The sequence below is a fragment of the Bacillus sp. JJ1566 genome (assembly GCF_036962685.1).
Taxonomy (GTDB): Bacteria; Bacillota; Bacilli; order Bacillales; family Bacillaceae_L; genus Ferdinandcohnia.
In genome coordinates, this window is the sequence record NZ_JBALOP010000036.1 from 1 (window position 1) to 9,987 (window position 9,987).

A 9,987-nucleotide genomic window follows, 5' to 3' on the forward strand; every position below is an offset into this window, starting at 1 on the left:
AGCTACCTAGGGTAGCTTTTTTTCTTAGAATGATTCTTTAATTTTAGTTTCTAAAAAGCTTTTAAAGGCTTCGAGGTCACTTACGTTATCAAATGCCGCCTGAGCAGTGGTATTATTGCCTCCACCTTTTCCATTGTAATTTTTTAATTCCTGTTTGAATAATTGGCCACAATGAACTGGAACTTTGCCATTATGTGATATTAATAGCTTGTTTTCAAGTGTTGTCGTAAAAATTACACATTGATTGGTTGATTCATTGATTGCTCTAGCAATTCCTTGGAGTTCTTTTAAAGATTTATCTTCGAACGACTTGAGCATTATTGGCGCATCATGAGATTGGATCAGATCCTTTGCAAGTAACTGATTTATTTTTCCTTTTAATTCTTCAATTTCTCTTTGATATTGTTTATTTTCTACTTCTATTTTTGCGATTTTTTCGATAAGACCTTCTCGATTCGTACTATGCTGGTTTGCTAAGGTCGTTAAAATCGAATGTGTTGCCTGGTAATCTTTAAGTGCTCGACCTCCAAAAATAAAGTAAACACGTGTATTACCTTTACTTTTCTCCGTTTTTAATAGCTTCATTAATCCTAATTCACCAGTTCTAGACACATGTGTACCCGAACACGCAGATGTATCAATACCATCAATCTCAACAATTCGCATGTCATCTCCTTCAACATCAGGCATTTTTCGAAGAGGGAGAGCACTAGCTTGTTCTCTCGTAACAAAATATGTCTTGATTTCTCGGTTCTCATAGATTGCTTTATTCACTTGGTTTTCAATATGTAATAGGTGTTCATTTCTAAATTCCGGTACACTCAAATCAATTGAAATGGTGTCTTTTCCTAAATGAAAGCTCGAAGTGTGCGCATCATATTCATTAATACAAATTGCTGACAGCAAGTGTTGACCCGTATGCTGCCGCATGTGGTCATATCTTAGCTCCCAATCAATCTCGCATTCAACTTCACGGTTTTCAGGGGGATGGGGGAGTTTATGATATACTTCGCCAGACTCCTGAAAGACATCCATAACGGGAATATTATCAATTAATCCTGTATCTGATGGCTGCCCACCGCCTTCAGGATAAAATGCGGTTTCCTTAAGAGTAACGAGACAGTGATCATCATGTTTTATGATATTTGAAACTTCAGTTTTCCAGCTTGTTAAGTATGGATTTTCATAAAAAAGCTTTTTTGACATCAAGTACTCGGTCCTTTCAACATTAGATATAAAAAACATACTAGAAAAATCAAAAAGATTCAAATAATAAAACGGAATATGTAATAAATAGAAGGGAGGAAGAGCAATTTAACAGTAGAAAAGGAGGATTATTGAATGGAGGAAAACAGTTTAATTGCTGGAGAAATTGAAGAAGGGGCATATATTTTAAGACAATTTAAGCATTTAAGAACGCAATCTGTAATCAGCAGAGAGAGGGTAGAGGCTATTTGCGATTACTTAATAAAAAGTATAGAAAGTGGGGAGCAGGAGAATTTTATCACGTTAAATGACCAGATGCCAGTTAGGATCAGTCACGAGGAAATGGAGGAGCTGCTAGAAGAATTGTTAAATATTCGTGGGAAGTTGGATTGAGATTAAATAAAGGAATTGCATTAAGTTTATCATAATTATATTATGTAAACTAAAATAAAAAAAGATGAGGGAGGGATGGGATTAAACATTCCGATATTTTATGATGATAAATTCCATTCCAATTTCAATTAATGTGTTTGCATGTGTATGAAGTCTTCGTGCACGATCTTTTAGCAATTCATATTGATTATGACTAAATGTTGTGGCCATTTGGATTCGATCCTTAGGTTTGGCTGGAGCTTTAAATTCTTTAGGTTTCTTATAAGTTTTTAATACGTAATCAATTCCTTCAGCAAGTAATTGGTTAAACGGAACTTGTTCGAGATTTGCAATTACTTTAATTTGTTCAAGTAAACTTCGACTAATTGTCGTATTTTTGGTTACACGATCAGCATTATGAGGTCTAATTTTGCTTTCGTAAGGCATATGTAGAGCAACTCCTGTGTAAAATTTTTAATATTAAGGTGCTATGTATCCTGATTACTAACTTAATAGAGATATGTAGCTACCAGTCAGTAATTATAGAAATTAGATGGTTATATACAGTTAATTTAATTATATCATGAATTTGCTATTGTTTTATTGATTTGAACTAGCTTCCTAGAATAGATATTATGTAAACCAGATACAAACTGTATCTGAACAATAACAAATGACTTAACTTCCTATAGTAATGGATATTGTGAAGTTGGTTCCCCCCAACTTGACGATAATATATTGGAGCGTCCGGACATGCTTTACAAAGATATCGTTGCTTTTCAAATTCTTCACAATTAACGAGGGTTGGGTACTCATCTTTTGGAGCTTTTAATTTTGTAGTTGGATCACGTTTAATATATTCTTCAGAAGCCAACCAACTAAAAAAACTCTTTAAAACAGATAGTTTCTTTCTGATTGTGCTCATTTTTAAGGAACCATCTTGACTTAGGTACATTCGTATATCTGCTGTAGCTATGTCCTCAGCCTTCTTTTTTACGACATCAGCAAACATACTTAATTCCAGGATATATAGTTGTCTAGAGTAATAGAACTTAAACCTTCTAGTCTTTTAGCCGATATGAACAACTGTATTTTATCCTCCAGATTAGGGTGCACCTCCTAATTTAACTTTTTGAATATAATACTCTGATAGAACAGTAGATAATTTATTTTTTGTGGTTTCCACTTCGATATTTGGATATAACTCTATTAACGCTACCACTAAATCTGATAATATTTTCTCTCCTAAGTTCATAAAAGCAACTCTCCTTAGTTTTTATTTGTAAACTAAGGATTGCCTATTTAAACACCAAAAATACCAACAAGTTTGTAACCTGAGAACAGATCGTTATTTGGTTGGGTTGGTGTTTCCTCTACTACTGGTTCATCAACAACCGTGGTGATAGCTTCTTCTTTCTCGGTATTTTCATCTGTATTAACTGTGGTTACTTCCTGTGGTTCTGTTTCTACATCTGTAATGGATGCATCTTCTACGTTGGTGCAACCAAAAATAAAGATGGTCGTTTAAAGTAATATTAAATAGTTCATTTTCTTTTTCATTCTAGGACTCTCCTATAAAAGTTTCATATTGTTCATTTTATAAAAAACGGAATATTTCATAGATTAACGTTGTTAACTTATTAATAATAGTACATTCCAAGATTGTTCGGCAGCCAATTTATTTGCAAAAAAGAAATTCTCATTGATGTTCATCTCCGTTGTATGTTTCAAATTATTAACAGTGATTGTATTATCCTTTTAAGGATACGCTTTTGAAAATAAAAATGGATTAAATTCACTTTGGTGAAAAACCACCACCGTTGTAAACCACTTTAATACCTTTAAACATATTAAAGTGTTTACAGTTCCTCCCTTCACCTCTTGCTGGTTGCTTACTTAGGAATGTACAATATCTTGGGGACTTATAATAAAAGCACTTACTACACGTCTTTCCATTAGGTCCCTTTTTCTTTTTTACAGATTTGTTAAGTAACTTTTCTTTTTTGTACTCATTTACTAATTCACTATACATACTCTGTGGCAAAATATAAGTTAGATTACTGTAGCTTTGTTTATTTTGCCTTACGGTTATATTAAATACATAGCTATCATCGATTCTTTTTGCTTTCTTTATTGAAACTGCTTGTATAAATACAATATCAAGAAAGTCTTTTTCTTTGTTAATCTCAAAGTTCCCATATTTTTGTATTTTTTCTGTTTGTAAGACTTGTGTAATTAATTCTTTTGGAATCATCAATGTTCCTTTAAGAACACGACTTGCCTTGCTTTTGAAATTAATATTTAAAGTATAATGATCATCTTCCAATTTTAGTTTTCTTATTGGTAAACCATTATAAATTAACCTAAATTGGAGTTCTCCATGATTATAAATTAATTCAGCCTTTACTACTTTCTTAGGTTTATTATTTTCCAAGACCTCACCTATTCTTGCTCTTATTTTAATAAATTAAAAAATTACTAATTAGCCCATTGATAAAAAGTTGGTATCTTTAGATAACCAGATCTGGTAAGATTTCTATACCTTACCTTTCACCTGATTGGCTTTAAATAAGTAAAGCTACTATTATCTGAAATAACCTTCTTCATGCCTTGTAGCTTTTTCTTTTCTTCCAACGGCATAAATTCCATAGTCCAGGTGGTGTATCATCAAGAAAGCTCAATTGTATTCCGAATTCGCTTTTTCTTAGCCCTTGTAAGGTATACACCTTTATATTGATATTTATCACCTTTAACCAAGAATAGCTCCGTTTGCCAATAGGGTGTATCTTTTTTCTTTAATACTATATCTTCCAATCCATGTTGCTTTACTAAAACAAAAAATGTTATGCCATTCCCCTTATAAATATTAAACTTTTTAGACTGGGCTTGTATACTTCTTTGTGATTTCATTTAAGTGTTACTTTCTTGCAATCTATTGAGAGATTAGTAACACTTTTACCTTTATACTGGGTTACATCAAATACAACGTAACTTATATTAGTTACAAAAAATGACTTGCTGGGCTGGAACCTTGTCATCATGGCTTCAAAATCTGTTTTTCCATCTAGATCGGTAACAATTATCTTGCAGTCCAATATAGTGCCAAATGGTATATCAAAAGATAGTAACCTCGTTTTTATGACGAGTATATAGCCTTTTAGGTATTTATTAGGTTCTCATAATCTATGTTATAAGAACTCTTCTTTATAATGGTTTTATTTAATAGAACCGGGTTCTTCATGGTAGAAGCTCAGTTCTAATTTGAACTGAGCTTTTTCCTCTCATTTTTAGTTTTGTTCTTTAACTAAAGCACCCGTTAGTTGATTATCATTCATACGCACTCGAAGCATATAGTATAGTAGCAATTATTTTCCAAGATGGTTGTTTAGGCATTGGTTGATTCAAATTCAAATAATATCCATTCATATCATTAACCCAAGCCTCCATAGCTTCCAAATAATCTTCCAGTGTTATATTCTCCCACTCAGCTCTATTGTTTTGTAAATCCATTCTCAAGTGATTTATGAATTTTATTAAATCTTCTCGGCTCTTTATGTTATCTACCATTTCAAATAGCTCCATCTTTAAACCACCTCTTTTATAATAAAATTCTCTAAAAAGTTTGTAGTTCCTTGTTCAACTAAACTGCAATTTAGTTAAATAACAAGAGGATTGCCACCGCAATCCCCTCCTAAAGTAGATACCCTGTTTGTTCATCAAGAACTTTCACAAAAAAAGAGCCAATTGGCTCCTAGTCTTCATTTAACAAGCCCTGCTCTCAATGTACAAACGTCAAATTCTAAATATGCCTTCAAACAAGTCAACATAAAGACCCATCCTTCTTTATTATCTAAAATTTGACTTATGAAATCAGCGTTATTTTCGTTAAACTCTTCCTCATTAATTTCAACAATGGTACTAGCATCATCTAACTCATTCAGAGTAATGGTAACAGTATGCCCTGCTCCATTTGCACCCCATTGAAACACAATTTTACTATTTAGCTCAATTTCTTTTACTTCTATAAGAACTTCAGCGTTGTATTCATTATATCTCAATGTAATTATCTTTCCTTGCTCCCATCTTTCAGAACTGGAAGAGAACCAAAAGTTCCCAATTTTGGCAGGGTCAACAAAGGCTTCAAACACTTCATTTACAGGCTTAGATATTTTCATTTTGGTTAGGTTGTTCATATTAAAGTCCTCTTTCATACATATTTTTTTGTCTTATTATGTGATTTTCATTTCAAATTATCAAGTGTTATTTTTTTGATTCTTATTGCACTAACCTGCACCGTAAGTACAATTACTTCCCAGGCACCTTTATGGAGCGGTTACGGGTGCTATGATAGGTGCTCCATTTGGACTAATTGGTACTGTAATAGGCGGTGCTATTGGTAACCAGATTGTAGAGGGGGATAATGTCGATGACAAAACAGCCTCCAAAAACCGTGATGAGAGCAATAATAACTCTATAAATAAGTAGCAGGCACTTTACAAAAATGTATTTGTGTTAATCTCACCAAAAAAAGACAATCAAAAAGACAGTCTTTTTTCACTAAAGCACCCATTAGTTTAAGTACATTTCTTCACAAACTTAGAATAGCATATATATTTTTACTGTTTGTCATTTCCTTTTTTAACTTTATAGAAAGCTAACGTTAAACCAATAATTACACAAATAAGTCCACCTAATCCTGTTGTAATTTTAGATAATTCCTCTTTAAAAAAGAACTCACTTATACCCAAAAATATAATAATTAACCAGCCTAAGACATTTATTTTTTTAGGTTTCATTCAACCACTCCAATTGATAGAAAATTAAATCCGTACTTTAACTCTACTGCACCGTTAGTTCAATAATTCAACAAAAAAGGTGGTTAATCTTTCTTAGTTCAACGCTACCCGTTAATGCAATAAGTACAAAAAAAAGAATTACTTTTTATCAAGGCGTGAATGTCTTTTATCAGCCGCACTTGCTATAAATAAGAATGCTATAAACCAAATAATACCTCCTACAATCCATGAAGCCCAATTACCAATATGGAACAATAGTGATAACAAGAATAACAATGATCCACTAACTAATAATAAAGTTAAGCCAATTGCAAATGCCGCTTTTTCAGGTAATTCTTTAATTTTATCCAACAATTAATCTCCCCCTAAATAATCTAAAAGACAAAGTAATATCTACTCATTATTTTCATACCAGAACTAATATGGGATTCTTATTAAATAATCCTGTCCTTATTTAATAAGCGCACCCGATAGTTAAAGAGCACCTTTTCACAATCTCTCTTCTAAATCTTTAATTCTTTTCTCTAATTTATTATTTTGCTCCATTACCTGTAAAGCAAGTGCCAAGGCTGCTCCAGCCATACCAAAAGCCACCCACATCATAAATTTTCCCCCTTTGTTGTCATTGTTTTCCTTATCTATATTTACGTTTATGAGGTTTTTAAGTTTCAGTTTTTCACTAACCTGCTCCGTTGCTTCAATAAAAAGCGAACCTTCGTTATTAAAGCATCGCGCCCGTTAAAGCAATAAGCTTTGGATTCTAAAAGGTAATTTCCCAAAACTCACGGTCTTCTAAAACCAAGTCATAAGGTTTTTTAATGTCAAGCCAATGAATGTTTTGCTTTTTAGAAAGTGCCAAGTCTTCTTTTCCACTCAAACAAGTATAATACTCTACAACCCCACTAGCTTGAATGGCTTCTTCAAGATAAAAATATAGTATAGTTAAACATTTCTCTTCTTCCAGAGTTCCTTTTAGTTGAAAATTTAAAGGAATGTGACTAGAGTAAGCTGCCACTTGATGATTGTATGAGAAGTGTGGACTATATGAAAATCTTCGTTTTAATTTGCTATCGTAATTATTTTCAAAATATAAATGTATGAAATCTAATTCATTTCTAAAGACATTCGGTTGTTCAGGAGATACGGAATTTAAACCGAATGAACCTTTAGGTAATCTCATTGGTGAAGCAATATAGATATACTGGGTCATAAATGCTTCTCCTTTCCTATACTTTCTTCTTCAACTATCCTGCCCCTATACTTCAATAAAAAGGGTGCGATCTCCTTCTTGAGAAACGCACCCGTTACTTGAAGAAGAAAAATGATATTTTATAGTTGACCATTTGGCTTAGACCAATATTTTAGACCTTCCATTGCTCTTTCTATATCACTCATATCATCTTCTCCAAGTGTATTATCAAATTTCTGTGACAATATCTATCGAATCTTAGCCAGTCTATGAGTAACTTTCCACTCATCAATGAAATGTGTTGTTTCAGCGTAATATTCCCGTTCTTTTTTCTTATTCATTTTGCCATTATCACAGATAGTTTATTATAATAACCTAACAAATTACTATCTCCTTTTTTCTAATATTTTTATTAAGCCTTCTTCTTTTATAATCCTACCCGTGTTAGGTTAATAGTTTCCAGCTCAATAATTTTTCTCTAGTTTTGTTTCATAATATTGTTAGATAAGTTCTCTTTCAGAAATGGTAATACCGTTTTCCAAAACTGGGGATCCTTTTCGGAACTACGATGACCTCTACTTTCCACATAAAGATGTAGAATATTGACATAACCCAAAATATAATCTAATTCAGTGCTTGGGACGTAATCATCCTTTTTCGAATGAATCATGAGAATCGGAGATTTTCTATTTTGAATTGCTTGCGGAACCATGAACTCCCTTAATTCCTTCCTAGATATCCCAGCTCGAATAAACATAATCTTGGCCATGATAGGGCCTAGGGGGTAATAAGGCAATTTAAAACGTTTTAAACTTGCCTTCATAATCGTACTAAATTGAGAAGGTGCAGAATCAGACACTACTGCATTAATTCCTAGGTCCTCCTTATTGGCTATAATACTACCGAAACCACCAAATGAATGAGCTAATATACCAATTTGATTCGGATCAATGTCAGTTCTCGACTTCGAATATTGAATTGCAGCGATACAATCGTCTCGGAAAATTTTAACTGTTAGAGCTTTAACAGAATCGCTTTCACCATGACTTCGTACATCAAAAAGCAATAACGAATAACCAGATTGATACAAAGGTTTTACATATCTCAACATTCTTGCTCGATTGGCCCCCCATCCATGAACCAAAATAACAAGCGGAGCCTTCCCATAATCTTTCGTTTCTGAAGGAATGAACCAACCTTTGACTTCATCAGTCCCACTTATGAACGATATATCCTCATAAGGAAGATCAGGTGTTATCGTTACTGGTACTTTCTTTGGAGTTTGGCTAATCACAGCCAGTTTCCATATTATTGTAGTCATTATTCCTAAAATTAACATACCGATTACTATCCATAAAACCATGTCCTATCACTCCTTGGATTTTGTAACTCCAAAAAAACCGAACGGTCTGTTTTTTGAGCAAAAAAATTTATGTAATACGAAGGTTTTCAATACTATATGTCATATGTTGTATGGCATTTTTCATGTGGGTATTCGAATTATATAACTTACTCATCATAACTGCTCCTTCGACTGTTGACGTAATTAACGAGGCAAATGACTCTACATGTACATTCGGTTTTATTTCACCTTTCTTAATCCCCTTACGGATGATGTATTGGATAAGTCTTAGCCACTTCGTCATAGCTACCTGTACTTTTTCTTTTAAAATTGGATTGGTATCATCACTCTCTACCGCCGTGTTTAAAATCGGACAACCACCTTTTAATGGTGGATTTTCAATGATATTCTCATATACAGAAATTAGCCCGATTAATTGATCAATACTTGAGTCTTTCCCTTCAATGGCCTTGGCGTAGATTCTCGTCATGACTTCAATCGCATAGTCAAAAGAGGCAATCGCTAGCTCCTCTTTACTATTAAAATGATTATAAATACCCCCTTTTTTCAAACCGGTCGCTTTCATAATATCAGTGAGCGAAGTTCCGAAATACCCCTTCTGATTAAAAACGTCAGTAGCAAGAATAATAATTTGTTGTTTTGTCTTCTCACCTTTTTTCATCATAGCACCCCATTATTGATTAGCATGAAAGTAACATTTTTTAACGAATCAATACTTTCATATACGCATAGCGTAACTGTTCTTCTGTCTTCACCAAAGCTTCACCAATCAGTAAGTTTTTTTCAAACCGAACGGTCTTTTTTAGAATATCACACGGTAATAATATTATCAATGTTTTCTTAAAAATTAGTTACATTAACACTCTTTTCCAGAAGTAAATAACAGTTATTACACCAATCCCTAGTGTCATCCCAGACTAAAAAACCATACACACCTTTCACTATCTCTTTAAAAAATGTTTTCATCTAAGCCCTCCTGATAAATTAGCTTTACTAAGTAATATTCTTTTATTATTTGTTAATTCCTTCTTTCACTAAACTGCCCGTTCGTATTATAAGGT

General features: G+C 33.0%; 13 protein-coding genes and 1 pseudogene. 1 reads left to right on the top strand and 13 read right to left on the bottom strand.

The features are described from left to right. Positions 1 to 24: 24 nt before the first annotated feature. Complete coding sequence (locus V7112_RS14405) at positions 25 to 1,206, bottom strand: alanyl-tRNA editing protein (protein WP_335420939.1); 1,182 nt, start codon at positions 1,204 to 1,206, stop codon at positions 25 to 27. A 135-nt stretch (positions 1,207 to 1,341) separates the two neighbouring features. On the opposite strand from V7112_RS14405, the gene V7112_RS14410 reads away from it, so the two are divergent. Then, positions 1,342 to 1,599, top strand: a complete 258-nt coding sequence (locus tag V7112_RS14410) for a hypothetical protein (protein ID WP_335420941.1) — start codon at positions 1,342 to 1,344, stop codon at positions 1,597 to 1,599. An 81-nt stretch (positions 1,600 to 1,680) separates the two neighbouring features. Here V7112_RS14410 and V7112_RS14415 read toward each other — a convergent pair whose 3' ends face one another. The 12 genes and pseudogenes from V7112_RS14415 to V7112_RS14465 form a co-directional block, all read right to left on the bottom strand. Next, the gene (locus V7112_RS14415; RefSeq protein WP_335420944.1) at positions 1,681 to 2,025 is read right to left on the bottom strand and encodes a hypothetical protein; all 345 of its coding nucleotides are present in this window, start codon (positions 2,023 to 2,025) and stop codon (positions 1,681 to 1,683) included. Between the two features lie 166 nt (positions 2,026 to 2,191). Further along, a pseudogene (locus tag V7112_RS23835) lies at positions 2,192 to 2,614 on the bottom strand (site-specific integrase); the annotation flags it as partial. A 69-nt stretch (positions 2,615 to 2,683) separates the two neighbouring features. Further along, the gene (locus tag V7112_RS14420) at positions 2,684 to 2,833 is read right to left on the bottom strand and encodes a hypothetical protein (protein WP_335420946.1); all 150 of its coding nucleotides are present in this window, start codon (positions 2,831 to 2,833) and stop codon (positions 2,684 to 2,686) included. Between the two features lie 540 nt (positions 2,834 to 3,373). Then, positions 3,374 to 4,012, bottom strand: a complete 639-nt coding sequence (locus V7112_RS14425) for a hypothetical protein (RefSeq protein ID WP_335420948.1) — start codon at positions 4,010 to 4,012, stop codon at positions 3,374 to 3,376. Between the two features lie 233 nt (positions 4,013 to 4,245). Next, positions 4,246 to 4,488: a hypothetical protein gene (locus V7112_RS14430; RefSeq protein ID WP_335420951.1), complete on the bottom strand. Its 243-nt coding sequence runs from the start codon at positions 4,486 to 4,488 to the stop codon at positions 4,246 to 4,248. Between the two features lie 417 nt (positions 4,489 to 4,905). Beyond that, positions 4,906 to 5,160 (bottom strand): DUF7660 family protein, encoded by a 255-nt coding sequence (locus V7112_RS14435; protein ID WP_335420953.1) that lies wholly within the window; start codon positions 5,158 to 5,160, stop codon positions 4,906 to 4,908. Positions 5,161 to 5,336: 176 nt separating this feature from the next. Next, complete coding sequence (locus tag V7112_RS14440) at positions 5,337 to 5,771, bottom strand: SRPBCC family protein (RefSeq protein ID WP_335420955.1); 435 nt, start codon at positions 5,769 to 5,771, stop codon at positions 5,337 to 5,339. A gap of 423 nt (positions 5,772 to 6,194) precedes the next feature. Further along, a complete protein-coding gene (locus V7112_RS14445) occupies positions 6,195 to 6,374 on the bottom strand; it encodes a hypothetical protein (RefSeq protein ID WP_335420957.1) in 180 nt (59 codons plus the stop codon). A 138-nt stretch (positions 6,375 to 6,512) separates the two neighbouring features. After that, positions 6,513 to 6,725: a hypothetical protein gene (locus tag V7112_RS14450; protein ID WP_335420958.1), complete on the bottom strand. Its 213-nt coding sequence runs from the start codon at positions 6,723 to 6,725 to the stop codon at positions 6,513 to 6,515. A gap of 409 nt (positions 6,726 to 7,134) precedes the next feature. Then, positions 7,135 to 7,584 carry a hypothetical protein gene (locus tag V7112_RS14455; protein ID WP_335420961.1) on the bottom strand — a complete coding sequence of 150 codons (450 nt, stop codon included), beginning with the start codon at positions 7,582 to 7,584 and terminating at the stop codon, positions 7,135 to 7,137. Positions 7,585 to 8,041: 457 nt separating this feature from the next. Then, positions 8,042 to 8,926, bottom strand: a complete 885-nt coding sequence (locus V7112_RS14460) for an alpha/beta hydrolase (RefSeq protein WP_335420962.1) — start codon at positions 8,924 to 8,926, stop codon at positions 8,042 to 8,044. 67 nt (positions 8,927 to 8,993) lie between these two features. Continuing rightward, positions 8,994 to 9,587, bottom strand: a complete 594-nt coding sequence (locus tag V7112_RS14465; RefSeq protein WP_335420964.1) for a TetR/AcrR family transcriptional regulator — start codon at positions 9,585 to 9,587, stop codon at positions 8,994 to 8,996. Positions 9,588 to 9,987: the final 400 nt, after the last annotated feature.